Source organism: Pseudomonas sp. BF-R-19 (genome assembly GCF_019956445.1).
GTDB lineage: Bacteria > Pseudomonadota > Gammaproteobacteria > Pseudomonadales > Pseudomonadaceae > Aquipseudomonas > Aquipseudomonas fluorescens_BH.
The window spans coordinates 25,613-51,735 of the sequence record NZ_JAHBDN010000125.1 but is presented as its reverse complement, the minus strand read 5'-3'; the positions used below and the strand labels follow the sequence as shown (position 1 = coordinate 51,735).

Genomic DNA, 26,123 nt, shown 5'->3' with positions numbered 1-26,123 from the left:
GAGGTTCTGCGTAGTGGGCAACCCGGCATGGATGCCGGGTTAGCCGCCGTCGGCCATGGATGGCCGATGGCGGCGGGCCCACGGAGCAGGACCGGAGCGAGGGCATGCCGAGCCTAAGCGAGGCACCGAACGTCAGGGGCAAGAGCCCTTGGTTACTTGGGGCTTTTCCAAGTGACCCGCTGTAAGAGCGGAACCGCCGGAGGCCGTTACCGCAGCAACGGATATGTACACCCACAAAACAATCATCTCCTGATACAAAGCCATCGCGAGCAGGCTCGCTCCCACAGGGATCTTCAGTGACCACAAGTCCCGAGTAAAACCGGAGACCCAATGTGGGAGCGAGCCTGCTCGCGATGGCGGCCTGCCAACCAACACATCCCTTTCAGATACACCCCCTGATACCTGTTCCCCCAAAACCATATGGTCCGTTTGAGGGATGTCCACTCTGTTGCGCATTGCTTGAATGCCAGTGTAGGGGCGCTACACCCGCCCCGTTGCACGCGCGCCCCGGCGGATGGGGTGAACAAAGGAGAACAATAAAAATGCTCAACCAAGACCTGATTCGCCAGCGTCTGAGCCAACGTGCCCGGGAGTTGGTGCCGATCCTGCGTGAACGCGCCCTGAACGCCGCGCAAGCAGGCCAGTTGCCTGAAGAAACCCTGAAGGATTTCCAGGACGCCGGGTTCTTTCGCATCCTGCAACCATCTCGTTGGGAAGGCTATGAGCTGGAGCCCAAGGATTTCTTCGACGTACAGATGACCCTTGCCGAAGGCTGCATGTCCTCGGCCTGGGTACTGGGGGTGGTGGCGATCCACAACTGGCAACTGGCGCTGTTTGACGACCGCGCCGCGCAGGATGTCTGGGGCAACGATTCCAGCGTGCTGATCTCGTCTTCCTATATGCCGGTCGGCAAGGTCGAACGCGTCGACGGTGGCTTCAAGTTGAGCGGGCGCTGGGGCTTTTCTTCCGGCAGCAAGCATTGCGACTGGGCGTTCCTCGGTGCGCTGGTGCCGCCGGAAGAGGCGGGTGGGGCGCCGGATTACCGGACGTTCCTGGTGCCGCGCAACGACTACCAGATTCTCGACAACTGGAACGTCATGGGTCTGGAAGCCACCGGTTCCCACGACATTCTGGTCGAGAACGCTTTCGTTCCCGAGTACCGCACTCATCGCTCCCTGGACGGTTTCATGCAGAACAGTCCGGGCAACGCGGTGAATACCTCGCCGTTGTTCCGCCTGCCATTCGGGCAGATTTTCGTGCGTGCGGTTTCGTCGTCCGCTATCGGTGCCCTGCAAGGCGCGGTGGATCAGTTTGTCGAGCACAACCGCGCCCGGGTCGGGGTCAATGACGGTCGCAAAATGGTCCAGGACCCGGCCGCGCAAGCGGCGCTGGCCAATGCCATGGTCTGCGTCGACGAGTGCAAGACCGCGCTGCATCGCAACTTCGCCCTGATGCTGGAGCGCGCGCAGAAGGGTGAGCCGTTGAGCATGCCTGAGCGGGTGAAAATGCGTTACGACTCGGCGCTGGTGGCCGACAAGTGTGCCAAGGCCGTTGGCGACCTGATGTTCAACAGCGGTGCTTCGACGATCTTCCGCAGCCATCCGATCAACCGTGCCTTCCGCGACATTCACACCGGTCGCGCCCACGTCGCCAACAGCCCGGCCAAGTACGCCTGGAATCTCGGCGGCGTGAGCATGGGGCAGGACAGTAACGACTTTTTCCTCTGATTTTTTAACCGAATCGGCTAGTCCGTTTGCGTGATTCGAGCGCCCTGCCAATACCCGAGCATGGGCGCAAGGCACAGGTCTCTGGCGCCGACTGCGCATCCAAATAAGCACAAGGATCAACCATGAAATTTTCCCTGATTTACGAAGCACAGACGGTGGATTCCAGCCGTGAAGGCGACCGCAAGATTTTTGAAGACACCGTTGAGCAGGCCGTGCTCGCCGACAAGCTGGGTTTCGACACCTTCTGGTGCGTGGAGCACACCGCGCTGAGCAACTACTCGCACATGTCCGCGCCGGAAACCATGCTGGCGTTCGTTGCCGGTAAAACCGAACGCATCGGCATCGGCCACGGCGTGGTCTGCCTGCCTCCGGCGATGAACCATCCGGTGAAAGTCGCCGAGCGCATCGCCACCCTCGACCTGTTGTCCAAGGGCCGTGTGCACTTTGGCGTGGGCAAGGGCGGCACCCAGCAGGAAGCCGGCACCTTCGGCTACGACCTGGCGACCTTGCAGCCGCAGATCGACGAGATGATGTACCTGATCCCGAAAATGTTCGTACAGGACGAGATCGAGCACAACGGCGACTTCGTGCAGATCCCCAAGCGCCCGATCCATCCAAAGCCTTACCAGGATCCGCACCCGCCGATGTACCTGGCATGCACCAACACCGAGTCGCTGAAGAATGCCGGCGGTCGCGGCATGGGCGCACTGGTGCTGGGCTTCGGTGGCCCGGAAGAGATCGCCAAGAAGGTCGAGGTGTATCACACGGCCTACGACAACCGCGATGAGAAGAAGCAAGTGGGCTTCCGTCCTAACCGTCACATCGCCGCGCTGTGCCCGGCCATCGTGCTGGACGACAACGCAGAAGCGCGCCGTATCGGTATCCGTGGCCAGCGCTACTTCATGGAATCCCTGGGCTACTGGTACGGCGGCGGTGAGCGTCCGGACCCGGAGAAGTGGAAAGACGACACCTACGTCGATGGCAACGGCCAGAGCGTGATCAAGTCGCGCTTCGCCTCGGAAGAAGTCAGCGTCGACTTCTCCGATCCGACCATGGCCATGATGAACCCGAACCACGCCTACGGCTCCGTCGAGGATTGCATCGGCTACGTGCAGCGCCTGATCGATGCCGGCGCCGACGAAATCCTGTTCATCTGCCAGATGGGCACCGTGCCGCAGTGGGCGCAGCTGGAGACCTTGAAGAACATTGGCGAGAAGGTGATTCCGCACTTCCGCAAGGGCTAAGTCCTGCCACATAAGGCATGAACACCGCACAACCCCTGTGGGAGCGGGCTTGCTCGCGAAGAGGCCGGCACATTCAACATTTATGCTGCCTGACACACCGCCTTCGCGAGCAAGCCCGCTCCCACAGTTTGACCGCATTTCAGGCCAGGCAAGGACGTCAGGCCAACTTTCCAACGGGTCCCCAAGGCCCGTTTTTTTATGCCTGCACCAATCCCTTGTGAATCTTTAAACAGCGCATATTTAACGGCTGTCAGCGTTACTTGATGAAAGCTACAACGCCTTGCGTCGTTGCCTACAGGTACGCCAGAATCCGCCGGCTTGTGCGCCTTGGGCCCCCTCGGTAACTTGATTCGTGTCACTGACTCCCAGTGATCGGGTTTAGTAGCCCGTGGCTTAATCCGAGACGTACGACGCATCAATCAGGTTTTGTGCCTGCATTTTGATGGTGGCTGTACGTAGGGCGCCCTTGGGCGCGCCGGCTTCTTGGATTCCCCGGTCTACTAACCTGCGTACAGCTGCCACCCCTTCTTTTAGTAGAGAAGTGGTTTCCAGCCCACATCAGGAATCCACACTATGTTCAAGGTCACACCAAACCCGCCGGACACCGATCCGGCATCCCCGTACGAACCCGATTCAAAAAAACTCAACGAGGCCGCCGAGCGAGCCCTCGCTTACCACTTCCCCTCGACCGCCGACATCAAAGCCACCCCTCGAACAATCAACACGCTGTTCAGCGTCGACCCCGGGGCCACGACCGAAACCCTGGTGGTCTATCTGGTCGAGACCCTGGCCTCGGTGGATGTGATGGTGCATCAACTGGTGGATCATCTGGAGGGCGGTGACCGCAATGCCCTGCTGGGTATTTCCAATAGCGTCATGCTGGCCGAAATCACCGCGAACCGCGTGCTCGATCAAATCGACCCGCCAGCATAAACCCGCAACACCACCTACCCCTGTGGGAGCGGGCTTGCTCGCGAAGAGGCCGGCACATTCAACATTCATGTTGCCTGACACGCCGCCTTCGCGAGCAAGCCCGCTCCCACAGTTTTTGATGCGTGTACCCCACCAAATCCGCTAGTCCCATTGGACGATGTTGCCCCTCCCCGAACCCGCTTGAATAGGCCCTACATAAAGTCTCCCCCGGCAGTCGCCGAAGGGCGGCACCGCCTGAGAAAAACGAGGAGTGCATCCATGGATATCCGTGGTCTGGGTTACGTCACCCTGCTGTCCAGCGACCTGGCGCAATGGCGCCATTACGCAAGCCAGGTGTTGGGCATGATGGTCATCGGCAGCGATGACGACGAGCACCTGTACCTGAAGATGGACGAGCGCCACTACCGCCTCCTGGTGCAGAAGAACGCCGAGAACCGCTTTGGTGCCTGCGGTTGGGAAGTGGCCGGCAAGGCGGCGCTGGAACAGGCGGTCAGCGAGCTGCAACAGGCCGACGTGCAAGTGACCCGTGGCACTGCGGCCGAGGCCGAGTTGCGCAAGGTCCAGGAGCTGGTGCACTTCAGCGACCCGGATGGCAATCGCCACGAACTGTTCTGGGGCCCGCTGCAGGACTTCGCCCGTTTCGTCTCGCCAGTGGGCGTCAAAGGTTTCGTTACCAACGACCTCGGCATGGGCCACGTCGTATTGCCAGCCCCGGCCTTCGAGCGCTGCCGCGACTTCTACGAACAGGTGATGGGTTTCGGCCTGTCGGACCTGATGAAAGTCCGCTTCACCCCGGACCCGGCCGAGCCGCAAAAGCGCATTCACTTCCTGCACTGCAACAACGGCCGCCACCACTCGCTGGCGATTTTCGAGTGCCCGATGCCTCACGGTTGCGTGCACATGATGGTCGAGGTCAACGCGCTGGACGAAGTCGGCCGTGCGCTGGACCGCGTGCACGCCAACGGCGTGAAGCTGTCGGCCACCCTCGGCCAGCACACCAACGACCAGATGATTTCTTTCTATATCAAGACCCCGTCCGGGTTTGACCTGGAGTACGGCTGCGATGGCCTGGTGGTCGACTGGGACCGCCACACGCCGTTCGAAAGCACCGTGGTCAGCCACTGGGGCCACGACTTCAGTGTCGGTCGCCAATGAGGAACAAGACGATGGACAAGCAAATGAGCACCGCCGAGATCGTCGGCCAACTGCGTGACGGCATGACCATCGGTATCGGAGGCTGGGGCCCGCGCCGCAAGCCGATGGCGCTGGTGCGCGAGATTCTGCGCTCGGACCTCAAGGACCTGACCGTGGTCGCCTACGGTGGTGCCGATGTCGGCATGCTCTGCGCGGCCGGCAAGATCAAGAAACTGGTGTTCGCCTTCGTGTCCCTGGATTTCATTCCGCTGGAGCCGTACTTCCGCAAGGCGCGCCAGGAAGCGGCGCTGGAAGTGATGGAGATCGACGAAGGCATGCTGCTGCTCGGTCTGCGCGCAGCGGCAATGAATGTGCCGTTCATTCCGACGGCGGTGGGCCTGGGCACTGACGTGCTGCGCCACAACCGCCAGATCAAGTTGATCGCCTCGCCCTATGCCGACGGCAAGGACTGGGTGGCCATGCCGGCGCTTAAGCTCGACGCGGCGCTGGTGCATGTCGACCGCGCCGACAAACGCGGCGTGTGCCAGATCAGCGGTCCGGATCACTACATGGACGACTTGTTCGTGCGGGCCGCGACCCACAGCTACGTGACCTGCGATGAGCTGGTCGACAGCGAGTATTTCCATCAGGACGCCGCCCACGCACATCAAGTGTTCTGGGAACGCAACCTGACCACCGCCGTGGCCCACGTGCCGGGTGGGGCGCATCCGTCTTCCTGTGCGCCGCTGTACGGTTTCGACGTCGCGCACTTCAAGGCCTACAACGCCACGGTCCAGGCGGCCGATGGCTGGGAAGGCTACGTGCGCGACTACGTCGACTGCACCCACGAACAGTATCTGGAAAAGGTCGGCGGCCTGGCTGCGATCCGTGAACTGCCGTTGCCGATTTTCTAAGGAGCCTTTCGATGAGCACTACTGATTTCAGCCTCGCTGAGTTGATGATCTGCGCGGCCTCTGAAGCCTGGCGCGAAGACGGCGAAGTATTGGCCTCCGGCATCGGCGTGATCCCGCGCCTGGCGGCATCGCTGGCCATGCTGACCAGCAACCCGCAACTGCTGATGACCGACTCCGAAGCCTACATGGTCGCCGAACCGGTGCCGCTGGGCGCACGTAAAAGCTACGAACCCAAGCGCGACAGCTGGATGGGTTTCTCGCGGATTTTCGACAACGTCTGGGGCGGCAAGCGCCATGCACTGGTCGGCCCGACCCAGATCGACCGTTACGGTCAGGCCAACATTTCCTGCATCGGCGACTACGCCAAACCCAAGGCGCAGATGCTCGGCGTGCGCGGTTTCCCTGGCAACTCGATCAGCCACGCCAACTCGTTTTGCGTGCCGAGCCATAACCGTCGGGTGTTCGTCGAAGGCGAGGTCGATATGGTCGCCTCGGTCGGTTACAACCCGGCCCGCCTGGCGCGAGGCTGGTCGCTGGACGACATCGACATCCGCCTGATCATCACCGACCTCTGTGTCCTGGATTTCCAGGGCCCGCAGCGGCAGATGCGCATCCGTTCGCTGCACCCCGGCGTGACGGCGGCGCAAGTCCAGGACAACACCGGCTTCGAGCTGCACGTTCCGGATGACTGTCCGACCACGGCAGCACCGACGGCCGAGCAGTTGCAGCTGATCCAGCGCCTGGACCCGCACAACCTGCGCGCCCTGCAACTCAAAGACAACCCGCCAGGCCAACGCTGAGCAACGCGTTGCGGAGAAAAGTGATGGCTGAACATAACGATAACAATCAGGCCGAGGTGGTGCTGTACGAGGTGCGTGGCGCGGTGGCCCTGGTCACCATGAACCGCCCCGAGTTCCACAACGCGCAGAACTCGCAGATGACTTATGCGTTGGATGCGGCGTTTCGCCGGGCCTGCGATGACGATGAAGTGAAGGTCATCGTGCTGCGTGGTGCCGGCAAGCATTTCTCCGCCGGGCATGACATCGGCACCCCGGACCGCGACGTCGACAAGACCTTCGACCGCGCCAGCCTGTGGTACGACCATGTGAACAAACCGGGCGGCGAGTTTCTCTATGCCCGCGAGCAGGAAGTCTATCTGGGCATGTGCCGCCGCTGGCGCGAGATGCCCAAGCCGACCATCGCCATGGTCCAGGGCGCGTGCATTGCCGGTGGGTTGATGCTGGCCTGGGTCTGCGACCTGATCGTCGCCAGCGAAGATGCCTACTTCGCCGATCCGGTGGTGCGCATGGGCATTCCCGGTGTGGAGTATTTCGCCCACGTGCATGAACTGAACCCGCGCATCGCCAAGGAGTTCCTGTTCCTCGGCGAGCGCATGCCGGCGCCACGCGCCTATCAGATGGGCATGCTCAATCGGGTGGTGGCTCGCGACGAACTGGAACAACAGACCCTCGACATCGCCGGGCGCATCGCGCAGATGCCGCGCCTGGGCCTGCAACTGAGCAAGCAAGCGGTGAACAACGCCGAAGACCTGATGGGCAAGCGCGCAACCATGGACATGGTGTTCGGCCTGCATCACTTTGCCCATGCCCACAATGAACTGGTGTCCGGCGACCGTCTCGGCGGCTACGACGCCAAGGCCATGGCCAGTTCCCAGCGCAAAACGGGCGAGGCGTGAGCATGGCGATCTCGTTGAATACCCGTTTAACACAACTGCTCGGGTGCCGTTATCCGATCATCCAGACCGCCATGGGCTGGGTCGCCGACCCGAAACTGGTGGCGGCCACGGGCAATGCCGGTGGCTTTGGTTTTCTCGCCGGGGCGACCATCGAACCGCAGCAGATGGAAGCGGCGATTATCGAAACCCGGCGCCTGACCGATCAGCCGTTCGGGGTGAATTTCCATATGTACCAGGCCAATGCCGGCGAGATCGTCGAGCTGGTGTTGCGCCACAAAGTCCGGGCGGTCAGCTACAGCCGTTCGCCGGGCAAGCAAATGATCAGCCGTCTGAAGGACGCCGGGGTGGTGTGCATTCCCACGGTGGGCGCGCTCAAGCATGCGCAGAAAGCCGTGGAAATGGGCGCCGATGCGGTGACCGTACAGGGCGGCGAGGGCGGGGGACACACCGGTTCCGTACCTACTTCGATGCTGCTTGATCAGGTGGTCAATGCCGTGTCGGTGCCCGTGGTGGCGGCCGGCGGATTCAAGGATGGCAAAGGGCTGGTTTCGGCCTTGGCCTACGGCGCCGAAGGCATCGCCATGGGCACTCGCTTTTTGATGTGCGCCGACAGCCCGGTGCCCCAGGCGACGCTTGCCCGTTACCTGGCGGTCAAGGACCCGGCGGCGATCATCATCAGTCGCGCCATCGACGGTATGCCGCAACGGATGATCCGCAACGAATTGCTCAACCAGCTGGAAAACAGCGGCGGCCTCAAGCGCCTGTTGCTGGCCTTGCAGAGTGGCCTGGCCTACCGCCGCCATACGGGCATGAGCCTGACCCAGTTGCTCACTAGCGCGCTGAAGATGCGCGGCAGCGGAGAGCTGACCGCCGCGCAAAGCATCATGGCCGCCAACGCGCCGATGGTGATCCAGAAAGCCATGGTCGACGGGCAACCGGCCGCGGGCGTGTTGCCCGCCGGGCAGATCGCCGCATCCATCGACAGCTTGCCCAGCTGCGCCCAATTGATTGAACAGATCGTCCGCGACGCCGAAGCGCGCCTGGGCGAGCTGTGTCGCCGTGTGTCGTGAAGGGGCCATGCATTGTGAAGGAAGGAAACCATGAAACCATTTAGCGTCAGCATCGAACACGGCATTGCCGAACTGGTCTTCAACCGACCACCGGTCAATGCCTTCAACTGCCAGGGCTGGGCCGATATCGCCAGCGAGATCGAGGGCCTGGGCCGCAACAGCGATGTGCGGGTGATCGTGATCCGTGCCGAAGGTCGCGGCTTCTGCGCCGGGGTCGATATCAAGGAACTGGCCGCCGACGGCAACCTGATCGTCGCGGTGAACAAGGGCAACTACGACAGCTTCAAGGCCATTCACCGCAACCCGAAACCGGTGATCGTCGCCGTGCACGGCTTCGTGCTGGGCGGCGGCATCGGCATCTGCGGCGCCGCCGACATCATTGTCGCGTCCGAGTGCGCCACCTTCGGCGTGCCGGAAGTGGATCGCGGGGCCATGGGCGGCGGTGCGCATTTGCAGCGTTTGTTCCCGGTGCAGAAAGTCCGCCACATGTACTTCACCGGCGAGGCCATCGACGCCGCCGAGGCCTACCGCCTGGGCGCGGTGGAGCGGGTGGTCAAGCGCGAAGACTTGCGCGCCGCCGCGTTGCAGATCGCCCGCACCATCGCCGCCAAGAGCCCCGGCATGATCAGCCTGGCCAAGGAAGCGCTGAGCGGCATCGAAGACGGCAATCTGGAAGACAAATACCGCTGGGAGCAGGGCTTCACCCTCGAAGCCTACCGCTCACTGGACTCTCAGGAAGCACGCGACTCGTTCGTCGAGAAACGCGATGCCCGATTCAACGGCTGAAGGCATATCCATGGACCTGACCTATACCCCGGCCCAGCAGGCCTTTCGCGCCGAGGCGCGGACCTGGCTGGCGGCCAATGTACCGAGTGAAGCGCTGCAATCGTTCGACACCGAGCCTGGCTTTGCCCAGCACCGCGCCTGGGAAGCCAAACTCAATGAAGGTCGTTGGGGCATGGTCACTTGGCCGACCGAACTCGGTGGGCGCGGCTGCGACCTGATCGAATGGCTGATTTTCGAAGAGGAATACTACCGTTCCGGGGCGCCGGCACGGGTCAACCAGAACGGCATCTTCCTGCTCGGCCCAACCTTGATGGAGTACGGCAGCGAAGAGCAGAAAGCGCGATTCCTGCCGCGCATGGCCACAGGCGAGGACATCTGGGCCCAGGCCTGGTCCGAGCCGGGTGCCGGTTCCGACATGGCGGCGATCCGTTCCAAGGCTGAACGGGTGGGCGACCACTACGTGATCAACGGCCAGAAAACCTGGTCGACCCGTGCGGTGTGGGCGGATTGGGCGTTCGGTATTTTCCGTACCGACTCGCAGTCCCAGCGTCATCACGGGTTGACCTTCATCCTGCTGCCGCTGGACACGCCGGGCATCACCGTGCGGCCGATTCCGCAGCTCAACGGTTTGCCGGGCTTTGCCGAAATTTTCTTCGACGACGTCAAGGTGCCGGTGGAAAACGCCCTCGGTGGCGAAGGCATGGGCTGGCACGTGGCGATGTCCACCGCTGGTTTCGAGCGTGGTTTGTTGCTGCGTTCACCGGCGCGCTTCCAGGAAACCGCCAAGCGTCTGGTGCAGTTGTACCTGGCCAACCGTGAGCACGCCGACCGCGACCCGGCCATTGGCGAGGCGGTGATGCGCGCCTGGCTTGATGCCGAGGCCTACACCCTGAGCACCTACATGACTGCTTCGCAACTGGTGCAGGGCGGCAAGATCGGGCCGGAATCGTCGACCAACAAGATCTTCTGGTCGGAACTCGATCAGCGCATGCACGACACCGCCATGAGTATTCTCGGCCTGCGCGGCGAACTGCTGCCGCAAGCCCCGGCCGCCGGTGACGTCGGTCATTGGCTGGAAGGTTTCCTGTTTGCCCAGGCCGGGCCGATCTACGCCGGCACCAACGAGATCCAGCGCAACATCATTGCCGAACGCATGCTCGGCATGCCGCGTGCCTGAGGAGTAGACCATGGACTTTAGTTTCAGCCGCGACCAACTGCTGTTTCAGGACAACGTCCGCAGCTTCCTGATCAACGAAGTCACCCCGGAGCGCATTCGCGAACTGTGGCAGAGCGACAGCGGGCGCAGTGAACAACTCTGGGCGCAACTGGTGGAGCTGGGCCTGACCGCACTGACCGTGCCCGAGGCACAGGACGGCATGGGGATGAATGAGCTGGACTTCGTGCTGATTGCCCAGGAATGCGGTTACGCCGGTCTGCCCGAACCGCTGGTGGACACCATGCTGGTCGGCGTGCCATTGCTCGCCGCCCTGGATGAGCAACACGCGCCGCTTAAACAAAAATGGCTGTCGCGAGTGGCCGAGGGCGGTGCACGTCTCGCGGTTTCCGAGCCGGGTAATCCGCTGGTCAGCGATGCCCATGTCGCCGATCTGCTGTTGTTGGCCAATGGTGACGAAGTGCACGCCCTGGAGCGTGATGCCGTGCGCCTGACCCGCAACGAGTCGGTCGACCCGAGCCGTCAACTGTTCCAGGTCGAGTGGACGCCAACGCCTGCTACCTGCGTGGCCAGTGGTGAACAGGGACGGCGTTTGTGGGCAGCCGCCTTCAACCGTGGCGCTCTCGCCAGTGCCGCGCAATTGTTGGGGCTGGCCAAACGCATGGTCGACCTGGCGGTGGACTACACCTTTGAGCGCAAGCAGTTCGGCAAGCCGGTGGGTTCGTTCCAGGCGGTCAAGCACTTGATGGCCAACGTCGCGGTGCAGATCGAGTTCGCCAAAGGCCCGCTGTATCGCGCCGCTTATGCGCTGGCCGAGCAACAACCGGGGCAGGACGTGCTGGTGTCCCACGCCAAGCTGGCGACGGCGGAAGCGGCGATACTCGCGGCGAAGAACACCATCCAGGCCCACGGCGCCATGGGTTACACCTGGGAAGTCGACTTGCATCTGTTCATGAAGCGCGCCTGGGCCCTGGACAAGGTCTGGGGCGATCGCGGCCATCACAAAGGGCGGATTCGCGCGGCGTTGCTGGACGGCAAGCCTGCGCTGGGTGCGGGCAGTACGTTCTAACCAGTCATTAAGGGTGACGAAATCCCTGTGGGAGCGGGCTTGCTCGCGAAGGCGGCAGCACATTCAACATTTTTGTCGACTGAACTGACGCATTCGCGAGCAAGCCCGCTCCCACAGGTTATCGGCGCCTGATTTTAATTTTTATACCGAGGTAGACCATGCCTGAAGCTTATATCGTCGACGCCCTGCGCACGCCCACCGGGCGGCGCAAGGGTGGTCTGAGCCAGATCCACGCCGCCGACCTGGGCGCCCATGTGTTGCGCGCGCTGGTCGAGCGCAACGCCATTCCCGACGAGGATTACGACGACGTGATCTTCGGCTGTGTCGACACCATCGGCCCGCTGGCCGGGGACATCGCCCGCACCAGTTGGCTGGCGGCCGGCCTGTCGCAATCGGTGCCGGGCACCACCATCGATCGTCAGTGCGGTTCGTCCCAGCAAGCGGTGCACTTCGCGGCGCAAGCAGTGATGAGCGGCACTCAGGACGTGGTCGCCGCCGGTGGCGTGCAGACCATGACCCAGATCCCGATTTCCTCGGCGATGATCGCCGCCGAACCCTTGGGCTTCACCGATCCGTTCAGCGGTTCCGAAGGCTGGGTGCGGCGCTATGGCGCGCAACCGCCAACGCAGTTCCGTTCGGCGCAGATGATCGCCGAAAAGTGGGACCTGTCCCGGGCGCAGCTTGAAGCCTATTCGCTTGAGTCCCATCGACGTGCCTTGCAGGCTATCGAACTGGGCCGCTTCAACCGCGAGATCGTGCCATTGGCCGGTGTGCTGCATGACGAAACGCCGCGCCAGACCAGCCTGGAAAAAATGGCCGAGCTGGAATTCCTGTTCGGCTGCGACCGGGTGACCGCCGCGGTGTCGAGCCAGACCTGCGACGCGGCCAGTGCGATGCTGATCGTCTCGGAAGCGGCGCTCAAGCGTTACGGCCTGACGCCACGGGCACGCATCCATCACCTGAGCGTGCGCGCCGCAGACCCGATCTGGATGCTTACCGCGCCGATCCCGGCCACCGCTTACGCACTCAAGCGTGCCGGCATGAAACTCGAAGACATCGACCGCGTGGAGATCAACGAAGCCTTCGCCTCGGTGGCCATGGCCTGGTTGAAAGAGACTGGCTATCCCCATGAACAGACCAACGTCAACGGCGGCGCGATTGCCCTCGGCCATCCGCTGGGCGCCACCGGCACCCGCTTGATGTGCACCTTGCTCCATGAACTGGAACGCAGCGGCGGACGCTTCGGCATGCAGACCATGTGCGAAGGCGGCGGCCAGGCCAACGTGACGATTATCGAACGCTTGTGATTTCAAGATGCCCACTGAACTTGTGGGAGCGGGCTTGCTCGCGAAAGCGGTGGGTCAGCCAACATTGATGTAGCTGACAGTCCGCCTTCGCGAGCAAGCCCGCTCCCACAGGGAGTTGCGGCGACCCGTGATGAATTTGAAGGATGAGCAATATGAATATCTGTGAAAACCGCGTCGTGATCATCACCGGTGCCGGCGGTGGTCTGGGCCGCGCCTACGCGCTGGCCTTCGCTGCCGAAGGCGCGAAAGTGGTGGTCAACGACATCAACCGCGAAGCGGCGCTCGCCGTGGTCGGCGAAATCCTCGGCCAGGGCGGCAGCGCCGTGGCCAACAGCGACGACATCACCCGCTATGACTCGGCAGGGCTGATCGTGCGCCAGGCCATCGAAACCTTCGGCGACCTGAACGTGGTGGTCAATAACGCCGGCATTTGCCGCGACCGCATGTTCGCCAGCCTCAGCGAAGCCGACTGGGACGCCGTGGTAGCCGTGCACCTCAAAGGCCACTTCTGCATTTCCAGCCACGCCGTGAAGTACTGGCGCGAGCAGGCCAAGGGCGGTGCCAAGGTCGATGCGCGGATCATCAACACCAGCTCCGGCGCCGGGTTGCAGGGCTCCATCGGCCAGTCCAACTACGCGGCGGCCAAGGGCGGTATTGCCTCGCTGACGCTGGTGCAGGCGGCTGAACTGCGCCGCTACGGGATCACCGCCAACGCCTTGGCGCCGGCCGCGCGCACCGGAATGACCGAGCAAGTGTTCGCCGACACCATGAAAAAGCCTGAAGAAGGCTTCGATTACTTCGCCCCGGAAAACGTCGCACCGCTGGTGGTGTGGCTCGGTTCCGAGGCTTCCGCCGAGGTGACCGGGCAGATGTTCGAAGTCGAGGGCGGCAAGTTGTCGATCGCCGACGGCTGGCGCCGTGGTCCGCAACTGGATCGCCAGGGCCGCTGGGTGGTCGCTGAGATGGGCGAAGCGATTGCGCAGCTGATGACTCAGGCCGTTCCGGCGGCGAAGGTTTACGGCAGCTGAAAAAGAACGGTCTCGGGAGGAGTATGCATGGCTATAATCGGCCCCTGATGCCGATCACCTGTAGGAGCGAGCTTGCTCGCGATGAACTCCAGCGCAACGCGTTTATTCAGACAGAACGCGTTATCGTTCACGTCCATCGCGAGCAAGCTCGCTCCTACAAATGACCCACGTTCCCTCCAGACGAGACTTGCCATGACCATTTCCCTGTACGACGCTTCCGTGCCTGTTTTCCAGCAAATGCTCAACGCCCTGAGCGATGTGCTGAAGAAGGCCGAAGCCCACGCTACCGCCAAGAACATCGACCCGAACGCTTTCCTGCAAGCTCGCCTGTACCCGGACATGTTCCCGCTGGTGCGTCAGGTGCAGATCGCCGTTGATTTCGCCAAGGGTGTTTCGGCGCGTCTGGCTGAAGTCGAACTGCCGAAGTACGACGACACTGAAACCACCTTCGCCGAGCTGCAAGCGTTGATCGCCAAGGTCCTGGCGTTCATCGGCGAGTTCACGCCAGAGCAGATCAACGGCAAGGAAGGCATCGAGATCGTCACCCGCCCGGGCACGCCTAAAGAGAAGCGCTTCAGCGGCCAGTCCTACCTGCTGACCTACGGCCTACCGCAGTTCTTCTTCCACGTCACCACCACTTACGCACTGCTGCGCCACAACGGCGTGGAAGTGGGCAAGCGCGACTACATGGGCGCGTTCTAAACCGTCCGGGTACAAAAAAGCCCCCGGAGCCTTTGGCTGCGGGGGCTTTTTCATGTGTACGCGGTCTCCTGTGGGAGCGGGCTTGCTCGCGAAGGGGCCATCAGCTTCAACATCTTCATTAACTGACACACCGCTTTCGCGAGCAAGCCCGCTCCCACATGGGGCGGCGGTGTTACGCCAATCGTGCTGCTTTATCTTCTTCACCCAGGCAAGCCGCCGCGGTGAACAGCACATCGGTGGACGAGTTCAGCGCGGTTTCCGCCGAGTCCTGCAACACACCAATGATGAAACCAACCGCCACCACTTGCATGGCGATTTCGCTCGGGATGCCGAACAGGCTGCACGCCAGTGGAATCAGCAACAGCGAACCACCGGCCACGCCCGAGGCGCCGCAGGCGCAGATGGCTGCGACGACGCTCAACAGGATCGCGGTAGGAATGTCCACGGCGATGCCCAGCGTGTGCACGGCCGCCAGGGTCAGTACGGTGATGGTGATCGCTGCGCCGGCCATGTTGATGGTCGCGCCCAGCGGGATCGATACCGAGTAGGTGTCTTCGTGCAGGCCCAGGCGCTTGCTCAATTCCAGGTTGACCGGGATGTTCGCCGCCGAGCTACGGGTGAAGAACGCCGTGATGCCGCTTTCGCGCAGGCAGGTCAGCACCAGCGGGTACGGGTTGCGACGCAGTTTCCAGAACACGATGAGCGGGTTCATCACCAGTGCCACGAACAGCATACAGCCCAGCAGCACGGCCAGCAGGTGGGCGTAGCCGATCAAGGCGCCGAAACCGGAGGTGGCCAGGGTCGAGGCCACCAGGCCGAAGATGCCCAGCGGGGCGAAGCTGATCACCAGGCGCACGATCACCGTCACGCCGTTGGACAGGTCGCCCAGCACTTCACGGGTGGTGTCGCCGGCGTGGCGGATGGCAATGCCCATGCCGATGGCCCAGGCCAGGATGCCGATGAAATTGGCATTCATCAGGGCGCTGACCGGATTATCGACCACGCTCAGCAACAGGCTTTGCAAGACTTCGCCAATCCCGCCTGGCGCTGTGACCGCGACGTCCTGGGTCGACAGCACCAGGTTCGACGGGAACGTCATGCTGGCAACCACCGCGACCACGGCCGCGGCGAAAGTGCCCAGCAGATACAGGAACAGAATCGGCCGGATGTGGGTTTCCTGACCGTGCTTGTGGTTGGCAATCGACGCCATGACCAGCACGAACACCAGAATCGGCGCGACGGCTTTCAGCGCCGAGACAAACACTTTGCCGATGAACGCCGTGGACTTCGCCATGTCGGGGGCAATCAGCGCCAGGGCAATACCGGCGATCAGGCCGATCACGATCTGTGTGACCAGGCTCAAGCGTTTAAGGCGGTGCAATAGAGAAGGGGATGTAGCAGTCATAAAACGGCATCTCTGATTTTTTATAAGTGCATGGTTTCGCCGCAGTTGCAGCAACAAGCAGGGCAGGCCGCAGACGGGAAACCGAGAGGGGAACACAGGGTGTAGAACGCCGCATTCCTTGTGGGAGCGAGCTTGCTCACGATGACGGTGGCACAGTCGACACATGCGTTGACTGACAGTCCGCCATCGCGAGCAAGCTCGCTCCCACAGGTTTGCCCCTTGAATGATCGGCTTTGATCACAGGGTGTACGTTTTTCAGGGCGCGGACTTTATCACAGCGCAGGAGCGATCTTTCAGACCTGTGACGAACTGCCACCCTGGCATTCAACGAGATAGGCAGGTTCGTGCAACCGCGTTCGGAAACACTCTGTTAAGATTCGCCATCCTCATTTTCATGTCTGCCAGTGGGCCTTCGGGCTATCGCTGGTGTCGTCGTTTTCTGGAGTTCTGCATGCTGTTGCCCATTCTTCTGTTGTCCGCCGCCGGCTTCACGGTGCTGACCACGGAATTCGTCATCGTTGGCCTGTTGCCGGCCATCGCCCGGGATCTGGAGGTCAGCATCCCGCAGGCCGGTTTGCTGGTGACCCTGTTCGCTTTCACCGTGGCCGCGTTCGGGCCGTTCCTGACGGCGTACTTCGCCCGCTTCGAGCGCCGCAAGCTGTTCATCTCGGTGCTGATCATGTTTGGTCTGGCCAACACGCTCGCGGCGCTGGCGCCGAACATCTGGGTGATGGCGTTTGCCCGCTTGATCCCGGCGCTGGGGCTGCCGGTGTTCTGGGCCTTGGCCAGCGAAACGGCAGTGGACATCGTCGGGCCGGATTACGCCGGTCGCGCCATCGCCAAGATCGGCTTCGGCATCGTTTGCGCCACGGTGTTCGGCATTCCCGTGGGCACGCTGATTTCCGATGCGTTCGGCTGGCGCAGTGCCTTCGCGATTCTGGCGGTCATTGCCTTTGCCAAGGCGTTGCTGCTGTTTATCTATCTGCCGAAGACCAACCTGCACCAGCATCAGGTGAGCTTCCGGTCGCAGTTCAAGATATTGCGCAGCCCGCTGATGCTCGGTCACGTGTTGCTGTCTGTGATTGTGTTCAGCGGCATGTTCACCGCGTACACCTATCTGGCGGACATCCTTGAGCGCCTGGCCGGTTTCAACGGTACCGTGGTCGGCTGGTGCCTGATGGGCTTCGGCGCGGTCGGGTTGCTCGGCAACTCCCTGGGCGGCCGGGCGGTGGATCGTCATCCGCTGATGGCGTCGATGATGTTCTGTGCGTTCATGATTGCCGGCCTGGTGGCGCTGGTGCCGAACATCCATTCGCCGCTCGGTCTGGCGGCAGCGATGGGCATCTGGGGCGTGACTCAGGCGGCGTTGTTCCTGGTCAGCCATGTGCGCCTGATGAAAGCCGCGCCCGAAGCGCCGGCCTTCGCCGCGTCGCTGAACATCGCCGGGGCCAACCTCGGTATTGGCTTGGGCGCGATGATCGGTGGTCGGGTGATCGACAGCGTCGGCCTGCAAGGCCTTGGCTTTGCAGCCGCCGCTTTCATTCTGGCGTCGATCCTGCTGGCCATCGCCCTGATGACCTTCAAGCCGCGCGAAGAGGTCACAGCGCTGTAAACAGCTCGCGTCGGGCACCTTCGGTAATGGCGACAATGCCGGGGTGCTTGACCTTGCGTTCCACTGAGATGGCATAGAACGACTCGCTCACCGCGTCAGTCTGGCCAATCACTTCCACGCCATATTGGCGTTGCACTTCATCGGCGATCACGCTCGGGCCGATGAAGATCCCGCTGCCGGATTGGCCGAAGGCCTGCATCAGGGCGCTGTCGTCGAACTCACCGACAATCTGCGGCTGGATCTGCTGCTCGGCGAACCAGCGTTGCAAACGGCTGCGCACCACGGTTTCCGGCCCGGGAATCAGCAGCGGCGCACCGTGCAGGTTGCGCGGAAAGTCGTGTCCATAACGTGCCGCCAGCTCAGGGGTGGCGAAGAAGCTGATCCCGCACTCACCGAGTTTCTGGCTGTAGCCCTTGATGTCGAGGTGCGACGGCATCGGGCTGTCGGAGATCACCAGGTCCAGGCGCTGGATCGCCAGGTCGGCCAACAAACGTTCAAGCTTGTCTTCGCGGCACGTAATGCGCAGCGGTTCGCTCAGCTCCATGGTCGGTGCGATCAGGCGATAGACGATGGACTTGGGCACCACGTCGGCCACACCAACGCGAAACAGGATCTGCTGTTCATTGGGTTGTGCCCGCAGCATCAGTTCCAGTTCGCCACCGAGCTGGAACATTTGTTCGGCGTAGGGCAGTGCCTGGCGGCCGGCCTCGGTCAGTTCGAGTTGCCGTCCGACTCGCCGAAACAACTCGATGCCAAAGGTCTGTTCCAGTAATGAAATCTGCCCGCTGATGGTTTGTGGCGTGAGATTGAGCTGCTCGCAGGCGCGCACGATGCTGCCGGTCTTGGCCACCACCCAGAAGTAATGCAATTGCCGATAGTTGAGCATGGCGTCTAACACTTCGCAAAAATCGAAGTATAACAGCTGAAAATACGAATTTTCCTGAAGTGTTTGCTTCCCTAGAATGCATCGCTATCAACGGGCCATCGTTTAGGTCCCGTTCGTTCTATCGAGGAAAGCATCATGAAGCTTAAAGCCACGGCACTGTTGATTACGTCTTTACTGGTACTGGCCGGTTGCGACCAGGCCGAGAAAAGCGCGCAACAATTGATGGGCAAGGCTGCCGAAAGCGCCAAACAGGCGATTGACGATACCCACAAGGCCGCCGAGCAAGCACTCAGTGACGCCACCAGCGGGTTGATCAGCAAAAAAGAATCATCGGAAAAAGACTCGGAAAAAACCGAATCTTCCTCCCAGGAAATCTAAACCGTATTACAACGAGTCAGGACTGACCCATGGACTACCTTTTACAACTTGCCGCCAGCCCCACCGCCTGGGTCGCCCTTGCCACCCTGATTGTGATGGAGATCGTGCTCGGCATCGATAACCTGATCTTCATCTCGATCCTGACCAACAAGCTGCCCTTGCACAATCGACAGCGGGCACGGCGCATCGGTATCGGCATGGCGTTGATCCTGCGCCTTGGCTTGCTGAGCACCATCGCGTTCATCGTCCAGTTGACCAATCCGGTGATCGAGATTCTCGGCCACGCGCTTTCCTGGAAAGACATGATCCTGATTGCCGGTGGCCTGTTCCTGTTGTGGAAGGCGACCACCGAGATCCATCACAGCATGGACCCGGCGCCGGAAGATCCGAAGTCGGCGACCTCGACCGTGACCCTGGGCTTCGCTGCCGCGATCGGTCAGATCCTGATGCTGGACATGGTGTTCTCCATCGACAGCATCATTACCGCTGTCGGCATGACCGAGCATTTGCCGATCATGGTCATCGCGGTGGTGGTGTCGGTCCTGGTGATGTTGCTGGCGGCTGATCCGCTGGCCAAGTTCATCAACGACAACCCGACGGTGGTGATGCTGGCCCTGGGCTTCCTGATCATGATCGGCATGACGCTGATCGCCGAAGGCTTCGGCGCCCATGTACCGAAAGGCTACGTCTATGCGGCCATGGCATTCTCGGCTTCGATCGAGGTGTTGAACATGATGTCCCGCCGGTCCAGGCAGAAGCGGGCAGCCACTGAGGCCTGACCCACGCTAAAGGAAACGGCCGCCTGAACTCGAAGGAGTGCAGGCGGCCGTTTTTGTTGGTCTCGGGTAAAGGTCTGGTCAGTGGGCGTTGGCGTGTTGGTTCGGCGTCTTGTCCGCTTCCGGCGCAGGAGCCGGCTGGACAGGGTGATGGTGGCGACGAGTAATGCGCAGCACGCCCCACAACATGGCGGCGGCTACCGCCAGCCAACCGCCAATCAACATCACAATGATCATGGTCAGGCTCATCTGTGCCTCCTTTTTGCCCTTCTGTGGGCACACGTGCTTCGCTGTCGTTCCTTCAGGGAACAGTCTAGCCGTTGCTGTATTTCAGGCTATTGACCGAAAGTCGGCAGTCACCAACCAGTTCGCTCTATCGAATGCACGCGACTACCGTTTAGAGCTATACCGTAGCGGCGCGGCGACCTATGATCGACGACCAAGCCGGGAATGGGATTGCCTGGCGTCTGAACCTGAAAAAGAGAGAGACGATGGTGCGGGTATTTTCTCGAATTTTGTCGGCCATGCTCATCGCCGGTTGCATGGCAGGCCTGGCGGGCTGTGCCGGTAGCGTTGCGCCCGAGATCAAGCGTTTGCCGGAGCGTGTCGAGCTCAGCGGCCGATTCTACCGGGGCGATGCGTATCAAAGCGGGCCGCAGGTGCTGGCCAGCATGCTGTCCCAGCAGGGCATCGTGATCACCCCGGGGTTGCTCGAAAAACCCTTGCATTTGCCGGGGGGCGAAGCCCGGTTGCAACAGAACATGCAGAACCTGGCCCGTGAGTACGGGATGGTGGTTTATCCCCTCGACAGCAACCTGCCGGCCCTGTTGGCGCAAGTCGCCGCCGGCTATCCGGTGATGGTGCGCTTTACTGAGGGCTCGGCCATGTGGGCCGAACCGCGTTACGCCATTCTGGCCGGCTACAACCGCCAGAAGCAGACAGTCCTGCTGCGGGCCGGGATGAATCACCGCGAACTGATGAGCTTCAGCTCCTTCGAGTCGGCGTTCAAGGACGCCGGTGGTTGGGCTGTGCTGATCCAGAATCCGACGCAAATCCCGGCCCATGTCGATCAGCAGCGTTGGCTCAAGGCCGCCAGCGATCTGGCTCAGGCCGGTCAGGAACAGGCCGCCGCCAAGGCTAAAAAAGCCTTGGCCAGCCAGTAAGTCCGTTGGTCACCCGCCGGGCACCTTCGCCCATCGCCAGCCTCTGATCTTTAAGGGCCCGGAACATTATTTCGGGCCGAGATCAGGAGGCGCCCATGGCTCATTCCACAACGCCCGTCGGTCCGCATTCGTCTGAACATTCGTCTGGCAACGAGCTGGGTTTCGATCCCGATTCCCCGGACCTTGCCGATCCTCAGGTCGACCCGATCGGACCCGCCAAGGCCCCGCGGGATGTGAAGCCGGGTGACAACCCCAAGGCTCCCGCCAAGCCCTACGATCCACTGGGTGACCTGAAGCCTTAGGTCCAATGGAGGTGCGTATGTCTACCGATTCCAGTTTCGACGACAAGCGTCCGGAAACCGTCCCCACAACCCCCGAGCAAAGCACCGATCCGGTGATGGATCCCGACAGCCCGTTGAGGGATCCCCTGGCGCGGCCAACGGTAGTGCCCACTGAAAAGCCGAAGGGGTGGAGAGATCCAAGTGCCGGCGACGGTATTCCGGATGACGACCAGATGCCGCTGCCCAACGACTGAGTGTCTGGCGAAAAAAAGCCCCGAATGATCGGGGCTTTTTGTGCGTTGCCGTTTTGTTACTTCGAGGCTTCAACCACGCCGCTCTGTCGCTGCTTGAGGTTCTTGTCTGCCTTGTACTGCAAGGCTACGGAAGGCACGTCCGCACTCTTTCCGCTCTCTACCCAATTACGCATGCGCGTGGCATCGGCAAAATGGGTGTACTTGCCATAAGCGTCAAGGATCACCAAGGCCACCGGGCGGTTACTCATTCGGGTCACCAGCACCAGGCAGTGACCTGCTTCGTTGGTGAAACCGGTTTTTGTCAGCTGGATGTCCCAGTCCGGCTTGCGGACCAAATGGTCGGTGTTGCGAAAACCCAGGCTGTAGTTGGGTTTGCGAAACGAAACGGTCTTTTCCTTGGTTGTACTCAGCTCCGTCAGCAGCGGGTGCTTGTGCGCGGCGATCAACAGTTTGCTCAAATCGCGAGCGGTCGAAACGTTGCGCGGCGAGAGACCTGTCGGTTCGACGAAATGGGTATTGGTCATGCCCAAGGCCCGGGCCTTGGCGTTCATTGCAGCAATGAACGCGACATAGCCACCCGGATAGTGGTGGGCCAGGCTTGCAGCGGCTCGGTTTTCAGATGACATCAGGGCAATCAGCAGCATCTCCCGGCGCGGCAGTTCGCTCTTGAGCTTGACCCGGGAGTACACACCTTTCATTTCCGGTGTGTCGCTGATGTTGATGTTGATGTATTCATCCATGTTTTGCCGGGCTTCAACCACGACCAGGCCGGTCATCAGTTTGCTGACGGACGCGATGGGGACGACGACGTCCGGATTGCTGGCATAGATGACTTTGTTGGTCTGCATATCCAGCAGTAAAGAGCTGCCGGAAGCGAGCTTGAGTTGCGAGGTATTTCGAGGCGCTGCGGTGGTTTCGCCAGCGCTGGCGATTGGCGTGATGAAAGTCCCTGTAACTGCAAAAAATAGGCTCAGGATGGAAAGACGGATTTTCACGCTGGCAGACTCATAAAGTATTGATAAGCCGTTTTGTAACGGGCTATTTCCCAAAAAGCGCGACATTCTGGAGTATGGCTGAATAACTGTCGATGGTTGTTCAAGTAGCAGGTGAAAGTCCTGAGAAACATGAAAAAAAAGTCATTTTCCGGCGAGCGGTCGGTGTTTTTCGTGGGCAAAAAAAACCCCGCCAGGGCGGGGTTCCTTGTCACGCTGACAGCGTGCGCGTTGAAACTCAGCTGTGCAGGGTTTCAGCGGCGTACAGGGTGTTTTCCAGCAGGCAGGCACGGGTCATCGGGCCTACGCCGCCCGGTACCGGAGTGATCCAGCCGGCGCGGGGCAGGGCGGTTTCGTAGATCACGTCACCGACCAGCTTGCCGTCGTCCTGGCGGTTGATGCCGACATCGATCACGATCGCGCCTTCCTTGATCCATTCGCCCTTGACCAGGCCCGGCTTGCCGGCGGCGACGACGACCAGGTCCGCACGGCCGACATGGCCGGCCAGGTCCTTGGTAAAGCGGTGGGTGACCGTCACGGTGCAACCGGCCAGCAACAATTCCATGGCCATCGGGCGGCCAACGATATTGGACGCGCCGACAACCACGGCATTCATCCCGTAAAGGTCGACACCGGTGCTTTCCAGCAGGGTCATGATGCCTTTGGGGGTGCATGGGCGCAGCAGCGGGATACGCTGGGCCAGGCGACCGACGTTATAAGGATGGAAACCGTCGACGTCTTTATCCGGACGAATGCGCTCCAGCAGCCTGGAGGCGTCCAGGTGTTCGGGAAGCGGAAGCTGAAGCAGAACGCCGTCGATTGCAGGATCGTCGTTCAGGCGATCGATCAGCTCGGTCAGCGCTTCTTGAGTGGTTTCCGAAGGCAGGTCATAGGCTTGGGATAGAAAGCCGACCTCTTCACAGTCTTTACGCTTGTGCGAGACATAAACCTGAGAGGCAGGATCGCTGCCGACCAGGATCACCGCAAGGCCGGGCGTGCGCAGGCCTTGCTGGCGACGCTCGGTGACACGTTGGGCGATCTGCTGGCGCAGGCTGGCGGCGATCGATTTGCCGTCGATAAGTTGTGCAGTCATTGCGCGTGATTAACCATCGAGAGGGGAAAAAAAGAGAACGCATTCTCGCATGTCATGCGGTGAGGGCAAAGGCGCTTGGTCTGCAAATTCCCCTAACTCCTTTAATTAAATGAATTTTTTTTAAAAAGGATTTGACGACCTTCGGGTGGCTCTATACTATTCGTCGCACTTGTCGGGCACAGCCTAGCACTGGTTAGGAAGGTTGAGCGGGATTACGATTCTGCAAGACTGGAAAGCACTTAGTTTGTAGTCCTCCAAGGTTACAGCTAACAAGGCGCCCGTAGCTCAGCTGGATAGAGCATCCGCCTTCTAAGCGGATGGTCGCAGGTTCGAGTCCTGCCGGGTGCGCCATTAGGCAGCTTTGGCACAAGTAACGCGATATGGTGGGCGTAGCTCAGTTGGTAGAGCACGGGATTGTGACTCCCGTTGTCGTGGGTTCGATCCCCATCGTCCACCCCATATTTCGAAAGGCGCCAGATTAACAGTCTGGCGCCTTTGCTTTAAAGGCTTCATCCGCGGATGTGGTGGAATTGGTAGACACACTGGATTTAGGTTCCAGCGCCGCGAGGCGTAAGAGTTCGAGTCTCTTCATCCGCACCAAATAAAGCTTCAATCAGGCTGTTGGCCTGGCTGGAGCTTGATAAAGAAGTTGTTTGGCTTCTTTAACAGGCAATATGGTGGGCGTAGCTCAGTTGGTAGAGCACGGGATTGTGACTCCCGTTGTCGTGGGTTCGATCCCCATCGTCCACCCCATATTTCGAAAGGCGCCAGATTGAAAAGTCTGGCGCCTTTTTTGTTTCGGTGGCTGCAGGTTCCGGGCCGCAAGGGCAGGGCGTTTCGTCGTATTTATGTTTCTCGATGATGCTGTGTTGTCCGCCGGCCTCGCTTGCGAGATCGGTCGTCAGGGAGATGGTTGGCGTCCTCCTCTATATATGGAAAGGTTGGCGCAGAGCCCTGGCGTGATTGGTTGTATTTGCCATCGGGGCGAGGTGCATTCGTGCATTCGCACCTATAAATTGCCTGCTGCGTTTTTACCCGTTTTCAGTAGGGTGACTTCTTGAGTTTGACCCACTAGAATGCATGCCCTTGATTCTGGGGTCGGAAACGGCCGGCTAACGTCTGTGCAACGAGGAATATCCATGCAAGTTTCTGTTGAAAATACTACTGCTCTTGAGCGCCGCATGAGCGTCACCGTGCCGGCTGAGCGCATCGAGAGCCAGGTCAACAAGCGTCTGCAGCAGACCGCCCAAAAGGCCAAGATTGCTGGCTTCCGTCCAGGCAAAGTGCCAATGAGCGAAATCAAGCGCCGTTTCGGTGCTGACGCTCGTCAGGAAGCTGTAGGCGACGTGATCCAGTCTTCCTTCTACGAAGCTGTGGTTGAGCAGAAGCTGAACCCGGCTGGTCAGCCTTCGATCGAGCCTAAATCCCTGGAAGCTGGCAAGGACCTGGAATACGTAGCCGTATTCGAAGTGTTCCCCGAGTTCACCGTTGCCGGTTTCGAAGGTATCACCGTAGAGCGCCTGAGCGCTGAGGTGACTGATGCCGATCTGGACAAGATGCTGGACATCCTGCGCAAGCAGAACACCCGTTTCGAAGTGGCCGATCGCGCCGCTCAAAACGAAGACCAGCTGAACATCGATTTCGTCGGCAAGGTCGACGGTGAAGTGTTCGCTGGCGGTTCCGCCAAGGGTACTCAGCTGGTTCTGGGTTCCGGCCGCATGATCCCTGGTTTCGAAGATGGCCTGGTTGGCGCAAAAGCCGGTGAAGAACGCGTTCTGAGCCTGACTTTCCCAGAGGACTATCAGAACCTGGACCTGGCTGGCAAAGCCGCCGAGTTCACCGTGACCGTCAACACCGTTTCCGAGCCAAAGCTGCCAGAACTGACCGAAGAGTTCTTCGCTCAATTCGGCATCAAGGAAACCGGTCTGGAAGGCTTCCGCGCCGAAGTTCGCAAGAACATGGAGCGCGAACTGCGTCAGGCGATCAAGTCCAAGGTCAAGAATCAGGTAATGGACGGTCTGCTGGCCACCAACCCGATCGAAGTGCCAAAGGCCCTGCTGTCCAACGAAGTTGACCGTCTGCGCGTGCAGGCTGTTCAGCAGTTCGGCGGCAACATCAAGCCTGACCAACTGCCGGCCGAGCTGTTCGAAGAGCAAGCCAAGCGCCGTGTAGTGCTGGGCCTGATCGTGGCTGAAGTGGTCAAGCAATTCGACCTCAAGCCTGACGAAGCCCGCGTTCGCGAGATGATTCAGGAAATGGCTTCGGCCTACCAGGAGCCTGAGCAAGTTGTGTCCTGGTACTACAAGAACGACCAGCAACTGAACGAAGTTCGCTCGGTTGTGCTGGAAGAGCAAGTTGTGGATACTGTTCTGCAGAAAGCTAGCGTGACCGACAAATCGGTCTCTTACGAAGAAGCGGTCAAGCCGGTAGAAGCACCACAAGCCGACTGATCACTTTTGCGGTAAGAAGCACACACCATAAGCCAGCCTTCGAGCTGGC

The 26,123-nt window shown here is 60.9% G+C and carries 26 protein-coding genes and 4 tRNA genes; 25 read left to right on the top strand and 5 right to left on the bottom strand.

Going from position 1 to position 26,123, the window contains the following annotated elements:
- Positions 1-542: 542 nt before the first annotated feature.
- From KGB28_RS30920 to KGB28_RS30855, 14 genes are all read left to right on the top strand, one after another.
- Positions 543-1,727 carry a flavin-dependent monooxygenase gene (locus KGB28_RS30920; RefSeq protein ID WP_223449198.1) on the top strand — a complete coding sequence of 395 codons (1,185 nt, stop codon included), beginning with the start codon at positions 543-545 and terminating at the stop codon, positions 1,725-1,727.
- 122 nt (positions 1,728-1,849) lie between these two features.
- On the top strand, positions 1,850-2,971 hold the full coding sequence (locus tag KGB28_RS30915; RefSeq protein ID WP_223449197.1) for an LLM class flavin-dependent oxidoreductase: 1,122 nt from the start codon (positions 1,850-1,852) through the stop codon (positions 2,969-2,971).
- Positions 2,972-3,544: 573 nt separating this feature from the next.
- Complete coding sequence (locus KGB28_RS30910) at positions 3,545-3,904, top strand: DUF6124 family protein (protein ID WP_223449196.1); 360 nt, start codon at positions 3,545-3,547, stop codon at positions 3,902-3,904.
- A gap of 258 nt (positions 3,905-4,162) precedes the next feature.
- Positions 4,163-5,059, top strand: a complete 897-nt coding sequence (locus KGB28_RS30905) for a VOC family protein (RefSeq protein ID WP_223449195.1) — start codon at positions 4,163-4,165, stop codon at positions 5,057-5,059.
- 11 nt (positions 5,060-5,070) lie between these two features.
- Positions 5,071-5,952 (top strand): CoA transferase subunit A, encoded by an 882-nt coding sequence (locus KGB28_RS30900; RefSeq protein WP_223449194.1) that lies wholly within the window; start codon positions 5,071-5,073, stop codon positions 5,950-5,952.
- 11 nt (positions 5,953-5,963) lie between these two features.
- Positions 5,964-6,752 carry a CoA-transferase subunit beta gene (locus tag KGB28_RS30895; protein WP_223449193.1) on the top strand — a complete coding sequence of 263 codons (789 nt, stop codon included), beginning with the start codon at positions 5,964-5,966 and terminating at the stop codon, positions 6,750-6,752.
- A gap of 23 nt (positions 6,753-6,775) precedes the next feature.
- The gene (locus tag KGB28_RS30890) at positions 6,776-7,648 is read left to right on the top strand and encodes an enoyl-CoA hydratase (RefSeq protein ID WP_223449192.1); all 873 of its coding nucleotides are present in this window, start codon (positions 6,776-6,778) and stop codon (positions 7,646-7,648) included.
- Positions 7,649-7,650: 2 nt separating this feature from the next.
- The gene (locus tag KGB28_RS30885; protein ID WP_223449191.1) at positions 7,651-8,718 is read left to right on the top strand and encodes an NAD(P)H-dependent flavin oxidoreductase; all 1,068 of its coding nucleotides are present in this window, start codon (positions 7,651-7,653) and stop codon (positions 8,716-8,718) included.
- A gap of 30 nt (positions 8,719-8,748) precedes the next feature.
- Complete coding sequence (locus KGB28_RS30880) at positions 8,749-9,504, top strand: enoyl-CoA hydratase family protein (protein ID WP_223449190.1); 756 nt, start codon at positions 8,749-8,751, stop codon at positions 9,502-9,504.
- Positions 9,505-9,514: 10 nt separating this feature from the next.
- Positions 9,515-10,681: an acyl-CoA dehydrogenase family protein gene (locus KGB28_RS30875; RefSeq protein ID WP_223449368.1), complete on the top strand. Its 1,167-nt coding sequence runs from the start codon at positions 9,515-9,517 to the stop codon at positions 10,679-10,681.
- Between the two features lie 10 nt (positions 10,682-10,691).
- A complete protein-coding gene (locus tag KGB28_RS30870) occupies positions 10,692-11,747 on the top strand; it encodes an acyl-CoA dehydrogenase family protein (protein WP_223449189.1) in 1,056 nt (351 codons plus the stop codon).
- A 158-nt stretch (positions 11,748-11,905) separates the two neighbouring features.
- Positions 11,906-13,054 (top strand): acetyl-CoA C-acetyltransferase, encoded by a 1,149-nt coding sequence (locus KGB28_RS30865; RefSeq protein ID WP_223449188.1) that lies wholly within the window; start codon positions 11,906-11,908, stop codon positions 13,052-13,054.
- A 152-nt stretch (positions 13,055-13,206) separates the two neighbouring features.
- Positions 13,207-14,082, top strand: coding sequence for an SDR family oxidoreductase (locus KGB28_RS30860; protein WP_223449187.1), 876 nt, complete (start codon positions 13,207-13,209; stop codon positions 14,080-14,082).
- Positions 14,083-14,274: 192 nt separating this feature from the next.
- Complete coding sequence (locus KGB28_RS30855) at positions 14,275-14,784, top strand: DUF1993 family protein (RefSeq protein WP_223449186.1); 510 nt, start codon at positions 14,275-14,277, stop codon at positions 14,782-14,784.
- Between the two features lie 172 nt (positions 14,785-14,956).
- Here the strand turns inward: KGB28_RS30855 and sstT are convergent, their stop codons facing one another.
- On the bottom strand, positions 14,957-16,189 hold the full coding sequence (sstT, locus tag KGB28_RS30850) for a serine/threonine transporter SstT (RefSeq protein ID WP_223449185.1): 1,233 nt from the start codon (positions 16,187-16,189) through the stop codon (positions 14,957-14,959).
- A gap of 451 nt (positions 16,190-16,640) precedes the next feature.
- Here sstT and KGB28_RS30845 point away from each other — a divergent pair, with 451 nt between their 5' ends.
- Positions 16,641-17,801 carry an MFS transporter gene (locus KGB28_RS30845; RefSeq protein WP_223449184.1) on the top strand — a complete coding sequence of 387 codons (1,161 nt, stop codon included), beginning with the start codon at positions 16,641-16,643 and terminating at the stop codon, positions 17,799-17,801.
- On the opposite strand, the gene nhaR is transcribed toward KGB28_RS30845, so the two are convergent.
- Positions 17,788-18,687 carry a transcriptional activator NhaR gene (gene nhaR, locus KGB28_RS30840; protein ID WP_056722345.1) on the bottom strand — a complete coding sequence of 300 codons (900 nt, stop codon included), beginning with the start codon at positions 18,685-18,687 and terminating at the stop codon, positions 17,788-17,790. The genes KGB28_RS30845 and nhaR overlap by 14 nt on opposite strands.
- A 135-nt stretch (positions 18,688-18,822) precedes the next feature.
- Between nhaR and KGB28_RS30835 the strand changes: the two genes are divergently transcribed.
- Both KGB28_RS30835 and KGB28_RS30830 read left to right on the top strand, forming a co-directional pair.
- Positions 18,823-19,065: a hypothetical protein gene (locus KGB28_RS30835; RefSeq protein WP_102672741.1), complete on the top strand. Its 243-nt coding sequence runs from the start codon at positions 18,823-18,825 to the stop codon at positions 19,063-19,065.
- Between the two features lie 29 nt (positions 19,066-19,094).
- Positions 19,095-19,844: a TerC family protein gene (locus tag KGB28_RS30830; RefSeq protein ID WP_223449183.1), complete on the top strand. Its 750-nt coding sequence runs from the start codon at positions 19,095-19,097 to the stop codon at positions 19,842-19,844.
- A gap of 78 nt (positions 19,845-19,922) precedes the next feature.
- On the opposite strand, the gene KGB28_RS30825 is transcribed toward KGB28_RS30830, so the two are convergent.
- On the bottom strand, positions 19,923-20,090 hold the full coding sequence (locus KGB28_RS30825; protein WP_191628037.1) for a hypothetical protein: 168 nt from the start codon (positions 20,088-20,090) through the stop codon (positions 19,923-19,925).
- A gap of 179 nt (positions 20,091-20,269) precedes the next feature.
- Here KGB28_RS30825 and KGB28_RS30820 point away from each other — a divergent pair, with 179 nt between their 5' ends.
- From KGB28_RS30820 to KGB28_RS30810, 3 genes are all read left to right on the top strand, one after another.
- Entirely contained in the window at positions 20,270-21,004 is a 735-nt protein-coding gene (locus KGB28_RS30820) for a peptidase C39 family protein (protein ID WP_223449182.1), read from the top strand.
- Between the two features lie 95 nt (positions 21,005-21,099).
- The gene (locus tag KGB28_RS30815) at positions 21,100-21,306 is read left to right on the top strand and encodes a DUF6021 family protein (protein ID WP_057714089.1); all 207 of its coding nucleotides are present in this window, start codon (positions 21,100-21,102) and stop codon (positions 21,304-21,306) included.
- A gap of 17 nt (positions 21,307-21,323) precedes the next feature.
- Positions 21,324-21,539, top strand: coding sequence for a hypothetical protein (locus tag KGB28_RS30810; protein ID WP_150753039.1), 216 nt, complete (start codon positions 21,324-21,326; stop codon positions 21,537-21,539).
- Between the two features lie 56 nt (positions 21,540-21,595).
- Here KGB28_RS30810 and pbpG read toward each other — a convergent pair whose 3' ends face one another.
- Together pbpG and folD are read right to left on the bottom strand one after the other, a co-directional pair.
- Positions 21,596-22,534, bottom strand: coding sequence for a D-alanyl-D-alanine endopeptidase (pbpG, locus tag KGB28_RS30805; RefSeq protein WP_223449181.1), 939 nt, complete (start codon positions 22,532-22,534; stop codon positions 21,596-21,598).
- A 235-nt stretch (positions 22,535-22,769) separates the two neighbouring features.
- The gene (gene folD, locus KGB28_RS30800) at positions 22,770-23,624 is read right to left on the bottom strand and encodes a bifunctional methylenetetrahydrofolate dehydrogenase/methenyltetrahydrofolate cyclohydrolase FolD (protein WP_008001570.1); all 855 of its coding nucleotides are present in this window, start codon (positions 23,622-23,624) and stop codon (positions 22,770-22,772) included.
- Positions 23,625-23,898: 274 nt separating this feature from the next.
- On the opposite strand from folD, the gene KGB28_RS30795 reads away from it, so the two are divergent.
- The 5 genes from KGB28_RS30795 to tig all read left to right on the top strand — a co-directional run bounded on the left by KGB28_RS30795 (position 23,899) and on the right by tig (position 26,074).
- A tRNA-Arg gene (locus tag KGB28_RS30795) sits at positions 23,899-23,975 on the top strand.
- A gap of 32 nt (positions 23,976-24,007) precedes the next feature.
- Positions 24,008-24,083: transfer RNA gene (locus KGB28_RS30790), tRNA-His, on the top strand.
- Between the two features lie 56 nt (positions 24,084-24,139).
- Positions 24,140-24,224 (top strand) — tRNA-Leu (locus KGB28_RS30785).
- 77 nt (positions 24,225-24,301) lie between these two features.
- Positions 24,302-24,377: transfer RNA gene (locus KGB28_RS30780), tRNA-His, on the top strand.
- A gap of 386 nt (positions 24,378-24,763) precedes the next feature.
- Positions 24,764-26,074, top strand: coding sequence for a trigger factor (tig, locus tag KGB28_RS30775; RefSeq protein ID WP_223449180.1), 1,311 nt, complete (start codon positions 24,764-24,766; stop codon positions 26,072-26,074).
- Positions 26,075-26,123 lie beyond the last annotated feature (49 nt).